The organism is Streptomyces niphimycinicus (assembly GCF_018883605.1).
Classification (GTDB): domain Bacteria; phylum Actinomycetota; class Actinomycetes; order Streptomycetales; family Streptomycetaceae; genus Streptomyces; species Streptomyces niphimycinicus.
This window is the reverse complement of sequence record NZ_JAHLEM010000275.1, coordinates 1-20,603: the sequence shown is the minus strand read 5'-3', so window position 1 is coordinate 20,603 and position 20,603 is coordinate 1. Positions and strand designations below refer to the sequence as shown.

The following is a 20,603-nucleotide window of genomic DNA, read 5'->3' as shown; positions in this document are numbered from 1 at the left end:
CGGGCGTGACGGCCGCCGTGGCCGGTTCGGCCGCCGCCGTCGTCAAGCTCACCGCGCGCCATTGGCCCGCCGCCCACCGCCAGGCCGCGTTGCGCAACCAGCCCGGCGGGCCCGAGCAGTTGCGGCTCCAGTGGCTCACGGCGGTCGAGGTGCGGGGCATCCGGCCGTTCATCGACCAGCACCGGATGACCTCGGCCGCCACCCGTCAGGGCGGCGGTTCGGCCAAGCGCTCCGCCTCCTCCGCCACCGGTCAGGTGCCGAGGCTGCGCGGGGCGGACCGCAGCCAGGCGGCCCGCAGGCGCACCGTGCTGGAGCAGTCCTTCGCCCATCTCCCCGAGGCGGAGGGCCCGTTCGCCGGGCGCCGGGCGCAGCTCACCCAGATCGCGCAGTGGGTGCATCAGGCCCGCGCGTCCATCGAGACCCAGCCCACGGTGGTGCTGCTGGAGGGCCCGCCGGGCTCCGGCCGCACGATGCTGGCCGTGCGGGCGGCCCACCATCTGCGCGATCAGTTCCGCGGTGCGTGCCTGGTCGATCTGCGCGGCGACAGCCCCGAGCAGGCCCCGCTGCCCACCCGTGACGCGCTGCTGCATCTGCTGAACCGGCTCGGCGCACCCCGCGACCAGTTGCTCTTCCGGGAGCGGTCCTCGCAGGACCAGCACATCAGACGGCTCACCGAGCTGTATCACCAGTATCTGACCGGGCTGCCGGTCACCATCGTGCTGGACGACGCCCATGACGCCGAGCAGGTGCGCACGCTGATCCCGGAGCGGTCCGACAGCCTGGTCCTGATCACCTCGCGCACTCCGCTCGATCTGCCGACCGACCTCGCCGCCCGGGTGCACCGGATGGAGGTGGGCCCGCTGGACGAGCCGGGCGCCGAGGAGCTGCTGCGGACCTCAGCCGAGGAGCCCACCGGCGCGGGCCCCTACGACGGGCAGTCCGTGGAGCGGATCGCCGAGCTGTGCGGGCGGCTGCCGCTGGCGCTGCGGATCGCGGGCTCCTCGCTCGGCCCCCGCACCCCCGCCGCCCTGGTCACCGAGCTGGAGGCGTACGGCCCGGTGGGCGCGGTCGAGCGCGCCCTGTGGCTGCGCTACACCGACCAGCAGGACGGCGCCCGGCGGCTGCTGCGCCGGCTGGCACTGGCCGGGCGGGCCAGCCTGGGCGGAGCGGCGGCCGCGGCGCTGCTGGACACCGATGAGCAGGAGGCCGGCCGCCATCTGGAGGCGCTCGGCCGGGCCGGGCTGGTCCAGCATGTGCGCGGCAGCCGCTACCGCCTCCATGACCTGGTGCGCTCCTTCGCCCATGCCCGGCTGCTCGACGAGGAGCAGCCGGAGCAGCGCACCGCCGCGCAGGAGCGGCTGATCCGCAGCTATGCCGAGCTCGCCGACTCGGTGATCCGGCTGGTCGACGGCAAGACGTCCACCCGTGCCGACATGCTCGGCAAGGGCGCGGCGGGCGGCCATGGCTTCACCTCGCTGGACGCGGCGCTGCGCTGGCTGGACGACGAATCGAGCTTCATCACCGCCGCACTGCGCCATGCGGAGGGCGTGGACCAGTCCGCGGTGCTGCATCTGCTGGGCGCCCTGTGCGACTACTGCCTGCTGCGCGGCGATCTCTACCGGCTGGGCGAGATCAGCGAGCTCACCCAGGCCGTGGACCAGGGGCTGCTGATGCGGTCCGTGCAGTGGCGCACCGGTATCGCGGCCCGCCAGCTCGGCGAGCTGGATCAGGCGCGCACCAGGCTGTCCTCGGTGGTGGACCTGTATTTCGAGGCGCAGCACCAGGCGGGTGCGGCCCGTGCCCTGTGCAGTCTCGGCATCACCCTGCATCACCAGGGCAATCTCGGGGAGGCCGCGGCCAAGCTGCGCGAGGCGCTGGAGCTCCAGCAGGCCGAGGAGCTGCGCGGTGACCGGGGCTGGACGATGCACGCCCTGGCGGCGGTGGAGCGCGACCGCGGCGGGCTGGCCGAGGCGCTGGAGCTGCTGGACGCGGCCCTGGAGCTGCATCAGGAGAGCGAGAGCCTGCACGGCCAGGCGTGGGCACACTTCCAGCTCGGCCAGGCATGTCTGCGGATGGGCGATGTGCCGCGCGCCGAGGCCGAGCTGCGGGGCGCGCTGGACGCCTACAGCCGCACCCATGACCAGCGCGGTGAGGCATGGGCGCTCACCCAGCTCGCCCGGGCCCGGCTGGTGGCCGGGGAGGCGTCGGCGGCCGTCGACCAGTTGCGCCAGGCCCTCTCCCGCCACCGGGAGAACGAGGACGCGCGCGGTGAGGCATGGACGCTGTACTACCTGGGCCAGGCGCTGGAGGAGCGCGGCGACCACGATTCGGCGCTGCGCGAGCTGGAGCGGGCCCGGCTGATGTTCAACCGGATGCGGGATGTGTACGGGCTGGCGTGTTCCCGTCATCACTCGGCGCGGGTCACCCGTGATCTGCGGGCGGCGCAGACGGGCTCGCTGCGCAACAGCGGCTTCGCCCGGCAGTTGCTCCAGGACGCGCGGAATGACTTCCGGCGGGTGGGCGTGGCCCATGGCGAGGCATGGTCCTGTGTCGAGCTGGCGGTGATCGACGCGGGAAACGGCAAGGCGGCGCAGGCGCTGGAGCTGGTGGACGAGGCGGCCGGGCTGTTCGCGGGGTACGGGGACCGGCGCGGCCGCTCCTGGGCCCGGTTCCTGCGCTGCACCCTGCTGCCGTTCGCCTCCGCGGGCGGTTCGGTGATCGGCACGGCGGTGGCCCAGGAGGAGCTGGCGGAGCTGGCCCGGGAGATGCGCGAGGAGGGCACGGCGGGGGATTCCCGGCTGGAGGGGTGCGCGGAGGCGTTCGCGCTGGTGCTGGAGCGCGGCGTCGAGCCGGAAACGGGGTGGCAGGCATGGCAGCTCGGCATGGTGCCGAGCCGCCACTCGCGCGAGGTCATGGCCGTGCTGCCGGAGCCTCGCGGCTAGGGCCTTCCGGCGGATCTCCGTGGACAGGGCCTGGTCACGAAGAGCGCGGAGCGGGGCCGGGAGATGCGAGATCCCGTCGGCCGGGCCGTGAGGCCCCGCTCACGCGGGGCACGCGGTCGGGCCCGGCCAGGGTTCAGGCCGTGCGCTCCTCGCCCTTGGTGGCTTCGGCGGAGGCCGTCGCCGGAGCCTTGCCGGGCTCCGGCCCCTCCTCGAAGTCCACCCGCTTCATGTGCTTGTTCATGGACTTCATCAGGAACCACACCGCCGCGCCGATCACGGCGAAGACGATGAAACCGAGGACGCCCGGGGTCACCTTGTTCTCGTCCAGGTCCTTGGCGAGCGGGACGAGGTGCGTCATGGCGAGGGTGCTGGTGGCGCTCATCATGGACTCAATTGTTGCGGATGCCCGCGAAGAGGTCGTCCTCGGGGAGGGAGGTGTCCACAAGCGACTTGGCGAGCTCGTACTCCTCGGTGGGCCACACCTCCCGCTGGACGTCCATGGGAACCCGGAACCAGCCGCCATCGGGATCGATCTGCGTACGGTGCGCGGTCAGCGCCTTGTCGCGGATCTCGAAGAAGTCGGCGCAGGGCACATAGGTGGTCAGGGTGCGCTCGGGCCGGTTGAAGGTCTTCCAGCGCTCCAGCCACTCCTCGTACGGCGAGTCCAGCCCGCGGGCCAGCAGCGCCTCATGCAGGGCGACGGTGCGCGCCCGGCTGAAGCCCTGGTTGTAGTAGAGCTTCTGCGGCTGCCAGGGCTCCCCCGCCTCCGGGTACTTCTCGGGGTCACCGGCCGCCTCGAAGGCCACCATCGAGATCTTGTGGGTCATGATGTGGTCGGGGTGGGGATAGCCGCCGTTCTCGTCATAGGTGGTGATCACCTGCGGCTTGAACGAGCGGATCAGCCGCACCAGGGGCTCCGCCGCTGCCTCGACGTCCTGCAAGGCGAAGCAGCCCTCGGGCAGTGGCGGCAGCGGATCGCCCTCGGGCAGTCCGGAGTCCACGAAGCCCAGCCACTCCTGCTTGACGCCGAGGATCTCGCGCGCCTCGTCCATCTCCTTGGCGCGGACCTCGTGGATGTTCTCCTCGATGTAGGGATCACCCTGGAGCTTGGGGTTGAGGATGGAGCCGCGCTCTCCACCTGTGCAGGTCGCGACCAGCACGTCCACCCCCTCAGACACGTACTTGGCCATGGTGGCCGCGCCCTTGCTCGACTCGTCATCGGGGTGCGCATGCACGGCCATCAAACGAAGCTGCTCAGTCAAGTTCGATCCTCAGTGATTCGTCGTGGAAGACGGCTTCTATAGTGACCTAAACCAGGGACAAATAATTCCGATGTCTCTCCCAGCAGGAGGAACGCCCATGGCCGCCGTGCGCGAGGGTCTCCCCGACGGGCGTTACGGCCGGTCCGCGGACGCGCGCGCCGACCGCACGCTGAAGATCGTCGGCGCGGTGCTGGGTGCCGGGCTGCTGGCCCTGATCACGTGGTTCGGATACGACTACATCGCCGGTCAGGACGTCAGCGGCCGGCTGACCGGTTTCAAGGTGGTCGCCGACGACGCGGTCGACGTCCGGCTGGAGATCACCAAGGACAAGGACGCCACCGGTGTCTGCACCGTGCGTACCCTGGATGAGTACCACGACGAGGTGGGCCGGAAGGACTTCACCTTCGACCAGCGCGAGAGCGACCTGGTCAAGGTGGTGACCGTGCGCACCACGGCCCGGGCGACCAGCGCCGAGCTGATCGGCTGCGAGCCCGGACGATAGCCGGATCGGACGTGTCGGCGGCTGCCCCGATCTGACCAGCACTGACGCCTTTCCTGCGCATTGCGCCCAGTTCCCTCCTCCCCGTTTCTTGCCGGAATTGTTAGGCTCGTGGTTTCGCCCCGCTTTGAAGGCGCACCCTTCTGAGTAGGGCGTTCATTTGTATTCCCAGCACCGACGAGGAGCACCTGTGACCCAGACCAGCGAGAACGTCACCTGGCTGACCCAGGAGGCGTACGACCAGCTCAAGGCAGAGCTGGAGTACCTGTCGGGTCCCGCACGTGTCGAGATCGCGAAGAAGATCGAGGCTGCCCGGGAGGAAGGTGACCTCCGGGAGAACGGGGGGTACCACGCCGCCAAGGAGGAGCAGGGCAAGCAAGAACTCCGAGTGCGTCAGCTCACGCAGCTCCTCCAGCAGGCGAAGGTCGGCGAGGCCCCGGCGGACACCGGCGTGGTCGCCCCCGGCATGGTGGTCACCATCGCGTTCGACGGCGATCCGGACGACACCCTGACCTTCCTGCTCGCCTCTCGTGAGTACGCGAGCGCGGACATCGAGACCTACTCGCCGCAGTCCCCGCTGGGCTCGGGTGTGAACGGCAAGAAGGTCGGCCAGGACGCGGAATACGAGCTGCCCAATGGCCGCACCGCCTCAGTGCGGATCCTGGAGGCCAAGCCGTACCAGGGCTGAGCGCCCGGTGTGGAGCCCCGGCCGGGCGGCCGGGGCTCCTCCACGATCACCACACCCCAAAGGGCCCCCAGCGGGGCCCAGCGGGGCCGCTCCCGATCTCCGTGATCCCCCGGCCGGGCCGCTCAGGCGGTCGCCGAGCGGTATTTGCGCACCGCCAGCGTCCGGAAGAGCACGATGATCAGCAGCGACCAGAGGACCGACGCCAGCGCGGGGTGCTGCATCGGCCAGGCATCCGAGACCACGCCCTCCGGATTGCCGAAGAGCTGCCGGGACGCCTGCACCGTCGCGCTGAAGGGGTTCCAGTCGGCGATATGGCCCAGCACGGCGGGCATCTTGCTGGACGGCACGAAGGCGTTCGAGATGAACGTCAGCGGGAAGAGCCAGATCAGCCCGCCCGAGGTGGCCGCCTCCGGCGTCCGTACCGACAGGCCGATCAGCGCGCCGATCCACGAGAAGGCATAGCCGAGCAGAAGCAGCAGCCCGAACGCGCCCAGTGCCTTCAGGGCGCCGTCATGGATCCGCCAGCCCACGAGCACCGCGACGATCGCCAGCACCACCAGCGTCAGCGCCGTCTGCACGAGATCCGCGAGCGTACGGCCGGTGAGCACCGCGCCACGCGCCATCGGCAGTGACCGGAAGCGGTCGATCAGTCCCTTGTTCATATCGTCGGCGATCCCCGCCCCCGCGCCCGCCGTGGCGAACGTCACGGTCTGCGCGAAGATCCCGGCCATCAGGAACTCGCGATACACCGTGGCATCCGCGCTGGCCTGCCCCGGAACCATGATCGCGCCACCGAACACATAGCTGAACAGCACCACGAACATGATCGGCTGCACCAGGCCGAACACCACCATCTCCGGGATGCGCATCATCCGCAGGAGATTGCGCTTGGCGACCACCAGCGAGTCCCGGACGGAGCGCAGCGGTCCGCCGCGCGGCCGGGGGGCCGCCGCGACGGTGGCACCGGTCTCCTCGACGTCGGCCATCACTCGACTCCCTTGCTCTCGGTCTCGCCGTCGCCCTGGAGTCCGTCCTCGGTCCCATGGCCGGTGAGGGAGATGAACACGTCGTCCAGGGTCGGGCGGCGCAGCCCGATGTCGTCGATCTCCACACCGCGGGTGTCCAGTTCCCGGATGACCTCGGCGAGCAGCTTGGCGCCGCCCACCACCGGGACGGTGACCTGACGGGTGTGCTCCTGCACGGTCGTCTCGCCCTTGCCCAGGACCCGCAGGACCTCCTGGGCGACCGCGATGTGCTCGCGCTCATGCACCACGACCTCCACCCGCTCCCCGCCCGTATGGGCCTTGAGCTGGTCGGAGGTGCCGCGGGCGATGACCCGGCCGCGGTCGATCACGCAGATGTCGTGCGCCAGATGGTCCGCCTCCTCCAGATACTGCGTGGTCAGCAGCAGCGTCGTGCCACCGGCCACCAGCTCCTGGATGACCTCCCACAGCGCCTGCCGGTTGCGCGGGTCCAGACCGGTGGTCGGCTCGTCCATGAACATCACGGGCGGGCTGACCACCAGGGCCGCGGCGAGGTCCAGCCTCCGGCGCATCCCGCCGGAGTACGTCTTGGCCGTGCGGTCGGCCGCCTCGGCGAGGCTGAACCGCTCCAGCAGCTCACTCGCGCGGGCCTTGGCCGCCCGCGCTCCCATCTGGTAGAGCTGGCCGACCATCTGGAGGTTCTCACGGCCGGTCAGATACTCGTCCACGGCGGCGAACTGGCCGGACAGCCCGATGGAGCGGCGGACCTCGTCGGGGTTCTTCAGTACGTCCACCCCCGCGACCACCGCCGTTCCGCTGTCCGGGCGCAGCAGCGTGGTGAGCACGCGCACCGCGGTGGTCTTGCCGGCGCCATTGGGGCCGAGCAGTCCGAGCACGGTTCCTTCCGGTACGTCGAGATCGACGCCGTCCAGAGCCCTTACGTCGCCGAAGGTCTTCACCAGACCCTCGGCGTGAATAGCGCCTGGCATGTTGGCACTCCCGGGGTTGGGGCCGTTCCACACTCAATCAAGGCATAAGTCCGCCCATATGGGCAGCGCTCGACAGCAACTGGACGGCAATGGTACCGGGGACGCGATACATCGCGACATACGCGAGGCAAAAAAATAAGACCGGGGGCACGGCCCCCGGTCAGCCAGGCATCAGCCCCGCCGCGGGGGCGGGCCGTCTCCCGTCGTCAGGCGTCCGGCATCAGGTGCCAGGCGCCAGATGCCAGACGTCAGGCATCAGGCATCAGGCATCAGGCATCAGGCCATCACCGTGTATCCGGCCCCGCGCAGCGCCTCCCGGACCTCCTCGCAGTGGTCCGTCCCCTTCGTCTCCAAGTGCAGCTCCACCTCGGCCTCGCTCAGCCCGAGCCGCGGATTGGTGCGTACATGGCTGACGTCGAGCACATTGGCGTCCAGCGTCGACAGCACCCCCAGCAGCGTGGCCAGAGCCCCCGGCCGGTCGGTGAGCCGCAGCCGCAGCGACAGATAGCGCCCCGCCGCGGCCATGCCGTGCCGCAGGATGCGCTGCATCAGCAGCGGATCGACATTGCCGCCCGAGAGCACCGCGACCACCGGCCCCTCGAAGGACTCCGGCGCCGACAGCAGCGCGGCCACCGGGCTCGCGCCCGCAGGCTCCACCACCAGCTTCGCCCGCTCCAGGCAGAGCAGCAGCGCGCTGGACAACTCGTCCTCGGTGACCGTACGGACCTCGTCGACGAGCTCGTCGATGATCTGGAACGGCACATCGCCCGGCCGCCCCACCTTGATGCCGTCCGCCATCGTCACCGGCGCCTCGATCGAGACCGGCCGCCCGGCCGCCAGCGACGGCGGATACGCCGCGGCGCCCTCCGCCTGCACCCCGACCACCCGCACATCCGGCCGCAGCGCCTTCACCGCCACCGCGATCCCGGCCGCCAGCCCGCCCCCGCCGATGCCGACCACGACGGTGCGCACCTCGGGGCACTGCTCCAGGATCTCCAGCCCCACCGTGCCCTGCCCCGCGATGATGTCGGGGTGGTCGAAGGGGTGGATGAAGACCGCGCCCGTGCGCTCGGCGTACTCCTGCGCCGCCCGCATCGTCTCGTCCACGATCTGGCCGCGCAGCCGCACCTCGGCGCCGTAGTCCCGGGTGGCCGCTATCTTCGGCAGCGGGGCGCCCTCGGGCATGAAGACCGTCGAACGCACCCCCAGCAGCGAGGCCGCGAGGGCGACGCCCTGCGCATGGTTCCCGGCGCTCGCCGCGACCACCCCGGCCGCCCGCTCCTCGGCGCTGAGCCCGGAGATCCGCACATAGCCGCCGCGCAGCTTGAACGACCCGGTGCGCTGGAGGTTCTCGCATTTGAGGTGGACCGGCGAGCCGACCAGACCGGACAGATAGCGGCTGCCCTCCAGCGCGGTGAGCCGGGAGATCCCCGACAGCGTCTTCTGCGCCCCGCGGATGTCGTCGAGAGTGATCGTCTCGGGTACCTCGGAGGCGGAAGCGGAAGCAGAGCCCCCGGAAGCGGGGCCGGAGGCGAGGCCGGGCCCCGCGGAACCCGTAGACGCGGAGGCAGAAGCGGAGGAGGTGGGGTGCGAGGCCGGGCCGGACCCGGAGCCGGGCCCGTCCTCGTCGCCGTGTCGTGCAGCCATGGTCCCCAGTCTGGCAGCTCACCCCCAGCAGGCCCCCGCGGCCCGGGCCGGGGGACCTGCTGGGGGTGAGCCGGGGTCGGGGCCGGGCCGGGGCCGGGGCCGAGGCCAGGCGAGTGCCGGTCGGGTACCGGGCCAAGGCCCACCGGCGGGCCACGGCGACGGAGAACGGCTCAGAACGGCAGGTTGTGGCTCGGAGGTCGTCAGGTTTTTGCAGCCCCCGTACGGGCAGGGCCCCAGCCGCGTACTCTGTGCCACATCCCACAGACCACCGCATGAAGTGAGCCCTAGGCCATGCCCACCCAATCGGACATGACGACTCAACTCGACACCGGCGTACTGGACACGCTCCAGCATCAGGTCGCCGTCTTCGCCCGCCGTGCGGAACAGACCCGGCTCGGCGGCGTCGGCCAGGCCCGCAACTCCATGGACCGAGCCGCGTATCTGCTGCTCAACCGGCTCGACCAGGAAGGCCCGATGGGAGTCAAGGCGCTCGCGGGGAGCATGGGCATCGACTCGTCCACCGTGACCCGCCAGGTCGCCCCGCTGGTCGACTCCGGCATGGTCAAGCGCACCTCGCACCCCGAGGACGGCCGTGCGGTCGTGCTCCAGCTCTCCCCGCGCGGCAAGGCCCGCCTGGAGGAGGTGCGCTCCTCACGGCGCGACCTCATGGCCCGCGTGACCGATGACTGGACGGCGGAGGAGCGCGATCTCTTCTGCGATCTGCTGACCCGGTTCAACATCGCCCTCTCCGCCGCACACGGCACGGTGCCCCAGGCGACGCCCGCCACCTGACCCCGGCGCGCGCCCGCGCGACGTCGCAGACCTCGCAGACCTCTTGACCGGGTGCCCGTGCCTGCCGTGTCCTAAAGGAACGGGAGGCGGAGGACGTGGTGCGAGAGCGGCGGGCAGCACGGGATGGCCGCCGGGCCCGGGAGTTCGAGGTATTCGTCGCGGGCGCGGGTGGCCGCCTGCTGCATGCGGCCGCGCTGCTCACGGGGGAGCCGACGGGGGACACCGAAGCCGCCGAGCGCCTGCTGACCGCCGCGCTCGCGCGCACGTACGCCCGCTGGGACCGGCTGCGCGGCGAAGATCCGTACGACCACACCCGCCGGACGCTGGCCGCCCTCTTCGCCCACCGAGGCCACCGCTACCGCCACCCGCGTGGCGGCCTCCTGGCCCGGCTCACCCCGCAGGAGCGGCTGGTGCTGGTGCTGCGGCTGTACGAGGGGATCGCGGAGGAGCAGACGGCGGCGGCGCTCGGCCTCCCGGTCGAGCGGGTCCGGGCGATCTGCACCCGCGCGGTGACGGCGATGCGCAGCGCGACGCCGCGACGCGGTGCCGCCGGAAGGCCCCCGTCCGCCAGAAGGCCCCCGTCCGCCGGAACGTCCCCGTCCACCGGAACGCCCGCGTCCGCGGGGGCCAGGACGGGAGCCGGAACCGGAGCTGGAACCGGGACCGGAGCCGGGGCCGGGGCCGGGACCGGAGCCGGGGCCGGGACCGGAGCTGGGACCGGGGTGGTGCCATGAGCTTTCCGGACCGTAAGGAGACCGAGGTCCGCCGGATGCTGGAGGGCCCGCATCCGGTGCTGCCGCCGGATCTGGCGGGCCGGGCGACCGAACGGGGGCGGCGGATGCTCCGCCGCCACCAGGCCGTACGCACCATCGGCTGGCTGCTGCTGTTCGCCGCGGTCGTCGCCTTCGCCGTCTGGGCGGCGATCGTCGAACCGTGGACCGCACCGCCGCCCACCGACACCACCCCACCCCTCGAAGGATGGTGACAACCGGAAGAGGGCGGTGACCGCCTAACGACGGTGACCGCCCTCAAAACCCGGAGGCCCGGGCCGCGGGCGATCAGGCCGCCCAGACAGCCACCCGCCCCCAGACCGCCCAGGCGGCCACCCGCCCCAGGCGGCCACCCGCCCCAGCCGTCAGCCCAGAGCCTGGCTCAGATCCATGAGCAGATCGTCGACCGACTCGATGCCCACCGACAGCCGTACGAGATCCGCCGGCACCTCGAGCGCCGAGCCCGCCGCCGAGGCGTGCGTCATCCGCCCCGGGTGCTCGATCAGCGACTCGACGCCGCCGAGCGACTCCCCGAGCGTGAACAGCCGCGCCCGGTCGCACACCTCGACCGCCGCCTCCTCGCCGCCCGCGACCTGGAACGACACCATGCCGCCGAAGGCCCGCATCTGCTTGGCCGCGATCTCGTGCCCCGCGTGCTCCGGCAGCCCCGGGTAGTAGACCTTGGTCACCTTGGGGTGCGCGACGAGCATCTCCGCGATCCGCGTGGCGTTGGCGCTGTGCCGGTCCATGCGGACGGCGAGGGTCTTGATGCCGCGCATCACCAGCCAGGCGTCGAAGGGCCCGGCGATGGCGCCCATCGCGTTCTGGTGGAAGGCGAGTTCGTCCCCGAGGCCGGTGTCGGAGACGACCAGCGCACCACCGACGACGTCCGAGTGCCCGCCCATGTACTTGGTGGTGGAGTGCACCACGACGTCCGCGCCGAGCGCGAGCGGCTGCTGGAGGTAGGGGCTGGCGAAGGTGTTGTCCACCACCAGCCGGGCCCCCGCGGTGCGGGCGATGTCGGCGACGGCGGCGATGTCGGTGATGCCGAGCAGCGGGTTGCTCGGGGTCTCGACCCAGATCACCTTCGTACGGGGGCGGAGCGCGGCCCGTACGGCCGCCGGGTCGGAGGTGTCGGCGACCGACCACTCCACGCCCCAGCGCTCCACGACCTTGGCGAACAGGCGGAACGTACCGCCGTACGCGTCGTCCGGGATGACGACATGGTCGCCCGGCACCAGAAGCGTGCGCAGCAGGCAGTCCTCGGCGGCGAGACCGGAAGCGAAGGCGAGGCCGCGGCGGCCACCCTCCAGCGCCGCCAGGTTCTCCTCGAGGGCGCTGCGGGTGGGGTTGGCGGAACGGCTGTACTCATAGCCGCCCCGCAGACCGCCCACGCCGTCCTGCTTGTAGGTGGAGACCTGGTAGATCGGGGGGACGACGGCGCCGGTGAGCGAGTCGGCCTCCTGGCCCGCGTGGATGGCGAGCGTCTCGAAACTCTGAGGGTGCCCCTCGGGGTGCTGGTGGCTCATGAGCCCGAGCGTAACGCCCGACGCGCCCATGCTGGATTCAACGACAGCCGAGGCGCATAGGCTGGACCACAAGCCGTTCTTGGCCACCAGCCGTTACGGACCACCAGCCGTTCTGGTCCACCAGCCGTTACGGAACTTCACACGGGGACACCTCATGGAGCTTCTGATCTTCCTCATCGCCATCGTCATGATCGGCGGGCTGATCGTCTTGCCGGCCCTGCGGCGGCGGCGCGGGGGCCGCGAGGCCATGCGGGGCGCGATGCGCGCCCCGGATCCGCAGGAGTACGGCTTCGTACCGCGCGAGCGGCTGGACGTACGGCTGCCCGGCCCGGACCGGCAGCTCATCGACGCCCTGGAGGAGGTCCAGGCCCGGCAGGACTGGCAGCCGGCCGCCCGCCTGCTCGCACTCACCGAGGCCACCTCGGAGCTGCGCTGGCAGCGGGTGCAGACGCTGGCCGGGGCGGCGGCCTTCGAGCTCGCCCAGGCCCCCGGCCAGGGCGGGATGTGGCTGCGCACCTGGCGGGTGGCGGCCCCCGAGGACCCGGGCGCGGCGGCGGTGCAGGCGGAGTTCCTGGTCCGCCAGGCGCTGCTCGACCCGTCCTCGGTCGACTTCCGGATGATCCTGGAGGAGGCCCGGGACGTCTGCCACGAGGCGGCCCGGCTGGCCCCGGACGACCCGGTGCCGCACATCATCGAACTCGGCGTCGCCCGCGGTATGGCCTACCGGCAGGCCGACTTCGAGGAGCTGTGGTCCAAGGTCACCAAGCTCGCCCCGCACCATATGGGCGCCCACCTCGCCGCCCTCCACTACTGGTGCGAGAAGTGGCACGGCTCCCAGGACCGCGCCGACGCCTTCACCCACGCGGCCGCCGCCTCGGCCCCGGAGAAGAGCCTCCTCCCCGCCCTCCCCCTCTTCGGCGTCTTCGAGCACCTGCCGGAGGCCAACCTCGTGCGCACGCTCTACCGCAGCGAGGTGATCGTGAAGGCGATCGAGGGCGCGCTCTTCGCCGTCCGCCACGCCCCCGCCGACCACCCGGTACTGCCGCACGTCCGCCATCTGCTGGTCTTCTTCCTGGTCCGGGCGGAGCGGTACGCGGAGGCCCTGGAGCAGTTGCGCCACGTGGACGGCCATGTGGGCGCGGTCCCGTGGTCGTACGGGGCGGACCCGGCGGCCGAGTACACGGTCTACCGGGCGCTCGCGGTGGCGGGCTGGGAGAGCGAAGGCGGCTCCCCGGCGACGCTGCCGCGCTGAACGCTGCCGCGGCGAGGGGGACCGTGAGCGGGCCGGAATTCCCGCCGCCCCGTATCCGTTGTTCCCATAGCGCCGCGCACCCGTATACGACGAATGCCGCAGCCGCCGTACCCGTTACGCGAGGAGCCCGAAGATGCTGTTCAGCCGCCACAAGAACCACCTCCCCACCCCCGAGGAGGCGCTGAAGGGCCGCGCCGAACCGGGCTTCGGCGTCCCCGACCGCCACACGGTCCTCGGCAACCCGCTGGCCGGCCCGTACCCCGAGGGCCTGGTCGTCGCCGACTTCGGCCTGGGCTGCTTCTGGGGCGCGGAGCGGAAGTTCTGGCAGGCCCCGGGCGTCTGGACCACCCTCGTCGGCTACCAGGGCGGCCACACCGAGAACCCCACCTACGAGGAGGTGTGCAGCGGCCTCACCGGCCACACCGAGGCCGTCCGCGTCGTCTTCGACCCGACCGTCACCTCCTATGCCGCCCTCCTGAAGCTCTTCTGGGAGTCCCACGACCCCACCCAGGGCTTCCGCCAGGGCAACGACGTCGGCACCCAGTACCGCTCGGCGATCTACGCCCACTCCCCCGAGCAGCAGTCCGAGGCCGAGTCCTCCCGTGCCGCCTACCAGTCCGTCCTGACGGGCTCCGGCTACGGCGAGATCACCACCGAAATCCTCCCGGCGGGCCCCTTCTACCCGGCCGAGGCATATCACCAGCAATACTTGGACAAGAACCCGGCCGGTTACTGCGGCATCGGCGGCACGGGCGTCTCCTGCCCGATCGGGGTGGCCCCGGCGGAGGGCTGACGTCCGCTCTCGCGGTCAGCCCCTTGGCCTCCCCGGCCCTCCAGGGACACCAGCCTTCCAGGGACACCCCCGACGCACCCATGCGGCAACCACACCGGACAAACAGAATGGAGGGTGGGGAAACCCGGGCATTATGGGCGCGGCAGCGCCATGCGCAAGAGGCGGTGGCCGATGACGGACGACAGCGGCGGCGGGGGCGCATGGGGCTGTGTCCCGGGGCGGCTGGGTGAGCTGCTGGATCTTGTGGACGAGGCCGTCGTCATCTGTGACCGGGTCGACGGGCCCGTCCGCGGGTTCAACCGCGCCGCCGCCGACCTCTTCCCCCGACTGCGGCGGGGCAGGCCGGTGAGCATGTCGGCGGCCGCGCCTCTCGCCCGTGCCGCCGCCCGGCGGGCGGAGCGTTTCTCCGCCTCGTACGAGGGCCATGGGCTCACCGGTCGCCTGCACACCGCCGGTGGGCTCACGGTGTGGCTGGTCCATCAGGTCAGCAGCGCCCAGGAGGCCGAGGCCGCGCTCGCCCACGAGCGCGAGAAGTCGGCGTTTCTGGAGGAGACCACCCGGCGCCTGGGCGCCTCGCTCCACCACGGCCGTACGGTCCGTGCGCTGGTCGAGATCGTGATCCCGAAGCTGGCGGACGCGGCCATGGTCGTCCTGCCCGTGAGCGGGCGGCGTACCCGCTGGCACCGGGCGGGTCCTGGCGACGCCCGGCGCTCCGGGGAGGTGTCGGTCGAGACGCTGGAACGGGTGCCCAAGGTCGCGGACGCGCTGTACGGGCTCCAACCGCGCCCCACTGTCGTACGCCCCCGGGAGCTGGCCGCGGCCCTCGAGGACGTCATGCCCGGCGAGTTCGGTCAGGGCGGCCAGGGCGGCCAGGGCCGTCAGGACGGTGAGGGCGGGGCGGGCGGCCAGGGCGGTCCGGGCGGCCAGGGCGAGGACGCGCTGGTGGTGCAGCTCGCCGCGGGGGGCGTCCCGGCCGGTGCGCTGATCATGCTGCGCGGCCCGGAGCGCGCCCGCTTCGACGACACGGACATCGAGCTGGCGCATCGGTTCGCCATACGGGCCGGGCTCGCGCTGGCCACGGCGGCGCTCTACTCGCAGCAGGCCCACACCATCGCCGTCCTGCAAGCCAGCATGGCTCCGGAGCCGCTGCCCTCGGCCGACGGCCTCAGGCTCGGCGCCGCCTACCGACCGGCCGCGGAGGCTCTGCGCATCAGCGGCGACTTCTACCATGTGGCCCCTTCCGCCGCGGGCGGGGTCACGTTCTTCTTCGGTGACGTGTCCGGCAAGGGCGCGGAGGCCGCGGTGGTGGCGGGCCAGGTGCGGCAGAGCATGCGCACCCTGGCCATGGTCCGGACGGAGCCCGAGCCCCTGCGTGACCTGCGGCTGCTCAACGACCTCGTCATAAGTGCGGGCCACCGCTTCACGACCCTGGTCACGGGTGCCGCCCGCCCCTGCGACGACGGCTCGGTGCGGGTCGAGATCGCCAGCGGCGGCCACCTCTCCCCGCTCGTCCTGCGCGACGATGGAAAGGTGACGGAAATCGTCTGCGAGGGCATGCTCCTGGGGGCAGTGCCCGATCCCAGTTTCGGCCGTACCGAGTGCCGTCTCGAACCCGGTGAGCTGATGCTGCTCTACAGCGACGGGGTCACCGAGGCACGCGGTGGTGCGAGCGGGCGGGAGATCTACGGCGAGGAACGCCTTGTCGACGCGCTGGCAAGCTGCGGCGGCATGCAGGCGCCGTCGGTCGCCGAGCGGCTGGAACTCCTCACGACCGAATGGCTCGCCGGCCGCCCGCACGACGACATCTCCCTGCTGACGCTTCAGGCACCGCCCCGCCGTGGCGCACCACCGCACCGTCCGCCGGAGAGCCGCGGCGGGTCCGGAGGTGCCAGGAAGTCCGAGAACCCATGAGCGGCACCGGGATGAGCGGCACCGGGATCAGCGACACCGTCCGGGCGGACTTCGACGCCTGCCTGGCGGGTCCGGACGAGGACGGAGCGCTGGAGCTGGCCACCGGTCTGGTGACGGGCGGCGTGAACGCGGAGGACGTACTGCTCGGCCTGGTGGCACCCGCCCAGGTGAGGGTCGGTGAGCGGTGGGAGTCCGGCGAGTGGACGGTGGCGCAGGAGCACGCGGCCACCCATGTGAGCCGACTGGCAGTGGACGCGATCGCGTCCGCCGCCCGCACCGGCGGCACCGCACGCACACCTGCGGGGGCCGACCCACTCCGCCATGTGCTGGTGGCGTGCAGCGACGGCGAATGGCACGTGCTGCCCTCCCACATCCTCACCGAGGTGCTGCGACTGCGCGGCTTCGAGGTGCGCTCACTCGGCGGCTCGGTCTCCCCGCACGAGCTGCTCTCGGACGTCCATCAGAACGGCCCCGACGTGGTCGCTCTCTCATGCACCCTCTCCTGGAACCTTCCGCTCGCCCACCGGCAGATCGAGACCTGTAGATGCGCCGGTGTTCCCGTCATGACGGGCGGGCCGGGGTTCGGCCCCGAGGGCACCTGGGCGTACGCCCTGGGCGCGGACCTGTACGCGGCCGACGCCCGCGGCGCCGCGGAAGCACTCCTCCACCGCTGGCCCCCGGTGACATGCGGGGAGTCGTCGGTCCAGGCCGCCGCCGTGGAGGCGTACGCCGCACTCGTCCGGCAACGCCCCGAGCTGCTCGCTCATGTGACCCACGCGCTGCATGACGTACTCCCCGGCTTGCGGAGCCGCTCGGGCATGGCACACGAGGAGGCCGCCGATTTCCTCGGCCGGCTGCTGGATTCCCTGGCCGCGGCCGTATTCGTGGCCGACGACCGCGTCTTCACCGGCCACCTCGCCTTCGCCGCGACCTACCTCTCCGCCCGCTCGGTGCACCCCCGCTGTCTCCTCGTCCTGACAGACGCCCTGACCGACCACCTGCGCGCCTCCCCCCGCGCCCTCACCGCACTCGCGGCGGGGCACCGATACCTCACCGAGCAGGCGGCGGACTCCCGCCCTGGCGAATGAACGGGCGGGACGGCGCGACGGTCACATCGGACTGATTCGCGCCACAAGAAATTCGGTCGAAAGGGCTGAACTCCGTCGCTAGGGTATGGCGGATGGAAATCCGGGCGTTCGAGGAGCGGGACTGGTCGCAGGTCTGGCCGATCGTCGAGCAGATCGTCCGCAAGGGAGACACCTTCTGCTACGACCCCCACCAGACCGAGGCGCAGGCACACGAGATGTGGGTGGTGCCGCCCCCGGGACATGTCGTGGTGGCCGTGGAGGGCGAGCGGGTGCTCGGCACGTCGAATATGTACCCCAATCGGCCCGGTCCCGGTGCCCATATCGCCAGTGGCAACTTCATGGTGGCCCCCGAGGCGCGCGGCCAGGGTGTCGGTCGGGCGCTGGGCGAGTATCTGCTCAACTGGGCCTCGACCAGCGGCTTCGCCGGTGTGCAGTTCAACGCGGTCGCGGCTTCGAACGCGCCTGCTGTCGGGCTGTACGAGCGGCTCGGGTTCACCCTCATCGGCACCGTCCCGGGCGCGTTTCGGCATCCGGAGCTGGGGCCGGTCGGCCTGCACGTCATGTATCACGGGCTGGGTGCCTGACCCTGGTCATGCGGGTGCCGCCCGGTTGGTCACGCGGCAGTTCGCGTCGCGGTGATCACCACCGTCGCGTACGGCATCGTGAAGCTGCCGCCCATCGCGTCGATGGCCGCCCCAACGCCCTCCAGCACCTCCGCCAGCTTGGCCGGGGGGAGCCGGGTGAAGGCGCCCTGGGTGGGGATCTGGTCCAGCCACGCGTCGCGGGTGTAGGTCCGCTCCCAGTCGAACCGCCACTGCTCCGGTTCGCCGAACGCGCCCGACTCTCGCATCCCGTCGGCGGCCTTGGTGAGTATCGCCTGGTTGGCGTCCAGGCCGCCCCGCGTCATCGCCCGGAAGTCGAACGGGGCGTCGGGTACGGCCCGTTGGCAGATCGTGGCGACGGCTTCCGCCAGGTCGGGCGGGAGCTGGAAGACGTTCCAGAACGCGGCCAGTGGGGCATGGGGCCGCAGGACCTGAGCGGCCTTGGCCGCCCCAGCGACCGGGTCGATCCAGTGCCATGCCTGGCCCGCGATCACGGCGTCGAATTGCCGACCGGCCGGGTCCCAGGCTTCGAACGTCGCGACCTCGACCTCCGTCCCGAGCCGCCGCGCCACCTCGGCCATCCGCGCGTCCGGCTCGACCCCGAGCACCGTGTGGCCCGCCTTCTGGAACTGCCGGGCCGCGATACCGGTGCCACAGCCGACGTCGAGGATGCCGGGGGCGCCGGGTACGTCGGAGGCGCCGGGGACGCCGAGGGCGGGGCTTCCGGCGCCGATCCGGTCCACCATGGCTTGGGGATAGCGGGGCCGGGCCTGGTCGTAGCGTTCGGCATCCGAGCCGAACGACTCCGCCATCAGTCGGTGTTGATGAGGCTCGTTCCCGGAAAACGGTAGAGTGGGCATGTGCCCACTATGAGTGGGCGCGCGCCCACTCGTCAATGGAGCGGGCCCGATGAGCGAGGAGGGACGCACGGTGCCGACAGGGGTGGCCATGCGTGACGTACGCGAGCAGTTGTTCCACGCCGCCGAGCGAATCCTGCTCCGGGACGGGCCGAGCGCGCTGACCAGTCGGGCGGTCACCACGGAGGCGGGCTGCGCCAAGGGCGTCCTGCACCGGCACTTCGCCGACTTCGACGCCTTCCTCGCCGAGCTCATCCTGGATCGCATCGCCCGGCTCGACCACCAGTCCGCCACCCTGCGCGACTCCGCCGGGACCGGCGCCGTCGCCGACCACCTCGCCGACGCGCTGACGACCCTGTTCGAGTCGGTCGCCGTGGCCCTCGTCAGCCTCGTCACCTCGCGCGACGAGCTACGCGCCCGGCTCCGCGAAACCACCCCCACCGGCGTGCCGCTCCTCACGGAGGCCACGGCCATGATCGCCTCCTATCTCGCCGCCGAGCGGGACCGGGGCCGTATCGCGGCCGACGCCGACATCGACGCGCTCGCGCCCACGTTGATCGGAACCGGCCACCTGCTCTTCGCGGACCGCGAAGCCGGGCCACCGGATGCCGTGGCCCTCCGCAAGGTGGTGACCACCGTCATCGCCGAGGCCGTGCGGGATGCGCGGCCCTGACACGACGATCTCGGCCAGGAAGCCGCGATTCGGCGGACAGCACCCGGCGTACGGGCCGACTCGTCCGCCCCGCCACCACCGCCACTGCCGCCGCTTCGGGCCTGTGCGCGTGCCCATGGACGGCGTGAACGCACATCACGGAAGATCTGGATCTACGCCTGACCGAGCTGCCCTATGCAGCACGCCCGTTCACCCATGGACCGGAGGCCAGACCATGACCGCTGCCACCCGTGATCTGTTCGAGCGCTACCACGCGTGCTGGGAGTCGCGCGACCCCGACCGGATCGCCGGACTCCACACGGCCGACTCGGTATTCCATCTGCACTCCGGCCAGGACCCCGTGCGCGGGCAGGCCGCCGTCCGGGAGGCGGCGGCCGGGATGTTCGAGCTGGTCCCCGACCTGGCGTTCACCTTGGTCTCGCTCCGCGTGGGCGAGGACTTCTGGATCGTCCAGTGGAAGCTGAGCGGCACGTCCGCGGCCGGGGGCGCGGTCGACATCGACCTCGCGGACTTCGTCCTGGTCGAGAACGGGGCGGTGAAGGAGAAGCATTCGTACGTCGACGGGGTGGCAATGCAGGCGGCGCTGGCGCCCACCGGGGCCGCCTCATGATGGAGTTCATCGGTTGGGAGACAATCACCGGCTATGACCATCGACTACCGCAAGCCCCCTAAGACGCCCGCCCCCGCGATCAGTCTGGAAAAGGTCGCCGCCCAGGCTCCGGGGCTGGTCAGCCTCTACAAGACGGCTGCGGTGTCGCTGGCCAAGCACGGCGCCGACGGGCAGCGCGCCGCGGTGTATCTGGTTCTGGACCGCTCCGGGAGCATGCGCCCGTACTACCGTGACGGCTCCGTACAGCACTTGGCGGAACAGACGCTGGCCCTCGCGGCGAACCTCGATGACGACGGGATCGTGCCGGTCGTCTTCTTCTCCACGGAGATCGACGGGACGGCTGAGATCAGCCTCGATGCCTACCGGGACCGGATCAACCCCCTGCACGACTCGATGGGGCACATGGGCCGCACCAACTACCACGTCGCCATGCAGGCCGTCATCGACCACTACCAGTCGTCCGGAGCCGACGACCCGGCATTCGTCGTCTTCCAGACCGACGGCTCCCCCACATCCAAGGCGGCGGCAGAGCATGTGCTGTGCACGGCCGCGAAGCTGCCCATCTTCTGGCAGTTCATCGGGTTCGGCGACGACGAGTTCCGCTTCCTGCGCAGACTCGACGACCTGTCGGTGCCGAAGCGGCGCATCGTCGACAACGCCGGATTCTTCGCCGCCGGACCGACACCGAAGAGCCTCTCCGACGCCGCGCTCTACGA

General features: G+C 71.6%; 21 protein-coding genes. 14 read left to right on the top strand and 7 right to left on the bottom strand.

The window, feature by feature from the left end:
- Positions 1-2,942 (top strand): tetratricopeptide repeat protein (locus KN815_RS24310; RefSeq protein ID WP_372458457.1); only part of this gene is annotated, 2,942 nt, incomplete at its 5' end.
- A gap of 133 nt (positions 2,943-3,075) precedes the next feature.
- On the opposite strand, the gene KN815_RS24305 is transcribed toward KN815_RS24310, so the two are convergent.
- Both KN815_RS24305 and mca read right to left on the bottom strand, forming a co-directional pair.
- Entirely contained in the window at positions 3,076-3,324 is a 249-nt protein-coding gene (locus KN815_RS24305; protein WP_059147898.1) for a hypothetical protein, read from the bottom strand.
- Positions 3,325-3,331: 7 nt separating this feature from the next.
- Positions 3,332-4,204, bottom strand: coding sequence for a mycothiol conjugate amidase Mca (mca, locus tag KN815_RS24300; RefSeq protein ID WP_216344057.1), 873 nt, complete (start codon positions 4,202-4,204; stop codon positions 3,332-3,334).
- A 97-nt stretch (positions 4,205-4,301) separates the two neighbouring features.
- On the opposite strand from mca, the gene KN815_RS24295 reads away from it, so the two are divergent.
- A complete protein-coding gene (locus KN815_RS24295; RefSeq protein ID WP_216344056.1) occupies positions 4,302-4,706 on the top strand; it encodes a DUF4307 domain-containing protein in 405 nt (134 codons plus the stop codon).
- Between the two features lie 187 nt (positions 4,707-4,893).
- On the top strand, positions 4,894-5,391 hold the full coding sequence (greA, locus tag KN815_RS24290) for a transcription elongation factor GreA (RefSeq protein WP_211123923.1): 498 nt from the start codon (positions 4,894-4,896) through the stop codon (positions 5,389-5,391).
- A 122-nt stretch (positions 5,392-5,513) separates the two neighbouring features.
- Here greA and KN815_RS24285 read toward each other — a convergent pair whose 3' ends face one another.
- The 3 genes from KN815_RS24285 to ilvA all read right to left on the bottom strand — a co-directional run bounded on the left by KN815_RS24285 (position 5,514) and on the right by ilvA (position 9,010).
- Positions 5,514-6,377 (bottom strand): ABC transporter permease, encoded by an 864-nt coding sequence (locus KN815_RS24285; protein ID WP_216344055.1) that lies wholly within the window; start codon positions 6,375-6,377, stop codon positions 5,514-5,516.
- Positions 6,377-7,363: an ATP-binding cassette domain-containing protein gene (locus KN815_RS24280; protein ID WP_216344054.1), complete on the bottom strand. Its 987-nt coding sequence runs from the start codon at positions 7,361-7,363 to the stop codon at positions 6,377-6,379. The genes KN815_RS24285 and KN815_RS24280 overlap by 1 nt, the downstream gene beginning before the upstream one ends.
- A 276-nt stretch (positions 7,364-7,639) precedes the next feature.
- On the bottom strand, positions 7,640-9,010 hold the full coding sequence (gene ilvA / locus KN815_RS24275) for a threonine ammonia-lyase (RefSeq protein WP_253209210.1): 1,371 nt from the start codon (positions 9,008-9,010) through the stop codon (positions 7,640-7,642).
- 291 nt (positions 9,011-9,301) lie between these two features.
- On the opposite strand from ilvA, the gene KN815_RS24270 reads away from it, so the two are divergent.
- The 3 genes from KN815_RS24270 (at position 9,302) to KN815_RS24260 (ending at position 10,787) form a co-directional block, all read left to right on the top strand.
- Complete coding sequence (locus KN815_RS24270; RefSeq protein WP_216344053.1) at positions 9,302-9,802, top strand: MarR family winged helix-turn-helix transcriptional regulator; 501 nt, start codon at positions 9,302-9,304, stop codon at positions 9,800-9,802.
- A 98-nt stretch (positions 9,803-9,900) separates the two neighbouring features.
- Positions 9,901-10,536, top strand: coding sequence for a sigma factor-like helix-turn-helix DNA-binding protein (locus KN815_RS24265; protein ID WP_216344052.1), 636 nt, complete (start codon positions 9,901-9,903; stop codon positions 10,534-10,536).
- Complete coding sequence (locus tag KN815_RS24260; protein ID WP_216344051.1) at positions 10,533-10,787, top strand: hypothetical protein; 255 nt, start codon at positions 10,533-10,535, stop codon at positions 10,785-10,787. The genes KN815_RS24265 and KN815_RS24260 overlap by 4 nt, the downstream gene beginning before the upstream one ends.
- Before the next feature lie 150 nt (positions 10,788-10,937).
- Here KN815_RS24260 and KN815_RS24255 read toward each other — a convergent pair whose 3' ends face one another.
- The gene (locus KN815_RS24255) at positions 10,938-12,101 is read right to left on the bottom strand and encodes a cystathionine gamma-synthase (protein ID WP_216344050.1); all 1,164 of its coding nucleotides are present in this window, start codon (positions 12,099-12,101) and stop codon (positions 10,938-10,940) included.
- Positions 12,102-12,255: 154 nt separating this feature from the next.
- Between KN815_RS24255 and KN815_RS24250 the strand changes: the two genes are divergently transcribed.
- From KN815_RS24250 to KN815_RS24230, 5 genes are all read left to right on the top strand, one after another.
- Complete coding sequence (locus KN815_RS24250; RefSeq protein ID WP_216344049.1) at positions 12,256-13,353, top strand: tetratricopeptide repeat protein; 1,098 nt, start codon at positions 12,256-12,258, stop codon at positions 13,351-13,353.
- A gap of 133 nt (positions 13,354-13,486) precedes the next feature.
- A complete protein-coding gene (msrA, locus tag KN815_RS24245) occupies positions 13,487-14,146 on the top strand; it encodes a peptide-methionine (S)-S-oxide reductase MsrA (RefSeq protein WP_216344048.1) in 660 nt (219 codons plus the stop codon).
- Positions 14,147-14,317: 171 nt separating this feature from the next.
- The gene (locus KN815_RS24240; RefSeq protein ID WP_216344047.1) at positions 14,318-16,057 is read left to right on the top strand and encodes a PP2C family protein-serine/threonine phosphatase; all 1,740 of its coding nucleotides are present in this window, start codon (positions 14,318-14,320) and stop codon (positions 16,055-16,057) included.
- Positions 16,054-17,145: a cobalamin B12-binding domain-containing protein gene (locus KN815_RS24235; RefSeq protein WP_253209209.1), complete on the top strand. Its 1,092-nt coding sequence runs from the start codon at positions 16,054-16,056 to the stop codon at positions 17,143-17,145. Before KN815_RS24240 ends, KN815_RS24235 begins: the two co-directional genes overlap by 4 nt.
- Positions 17,146-17,237: 92 nt before the next feature.
- Positions 17,238-17,729 (top strand): GNAT family N-acetyltransferase, encoded by a 492-nt coding sequence (locus KN815_RS24230; RefSeq protein WP_216344046.1) that lies wholly within the window; start codon positions 17,238-17,240, stop codon positions 17,727-17,729.
- Positions 17,730-17,758: 29 nt separating this feature from the next.
- Here KN815_RS24230 and KN815_RS24225 read toward each other — a convergent pair whose 3' ends face one another.
- The gene (locus KN815_RS24225; RefSeq protein WP_216344045.1) at positions 17,759-18,559 is read right to left on the bottom strand and encodes a class I SAM-dependent methyltransferase; all 801 of its coding nucleotides are present in this window, start codon (positions 18,557-18,559) and stop codon (positions 17,759-17,761) included.
- Positions 18,560-18,677: 118 nt separating this feature from the next.
- Between KN815_RS24225 and KN815_RS24220 the strand changes: the two genes are divergently transcribed.
- The 3 genes from KN815_RS24220 to KN815_RS24210 form a co-directional block, all read left to right on the top strand.
- On the top strand, positions 18,678-19,277 hold the full coding sequence (locus KN815_RS24220) for a TetR/AcrR family transcriptional regulator (protein WP_216344058.1): 600 nt from the start codon (positions 18,678-18,680) through the stop codon (positions 19,275-19,277).
- Positions 19,278-19,491: 214 nt separating this feature from the next.
- On the top strand, positions 19,492-19,887 hold the full coding sequence (locus tag KN815_RS24215; protein WP_216344044.1) for a nuclear transport factor 2 family protein: 396 nt from the start codon (positions 19,492-19,494) through the stop codon (positions 19,885-19,887).
- A gap of 33 nt (positions 19,888-19,920) precedes the next feature.
- Positions 19,921-20,603: VWA domain-containing protein (locus tag KN815_RS24210; RefSeq protein ID WP_216344043.1), on the top strand; the 683-nt coding region annotated here is incomplete at its 3' end.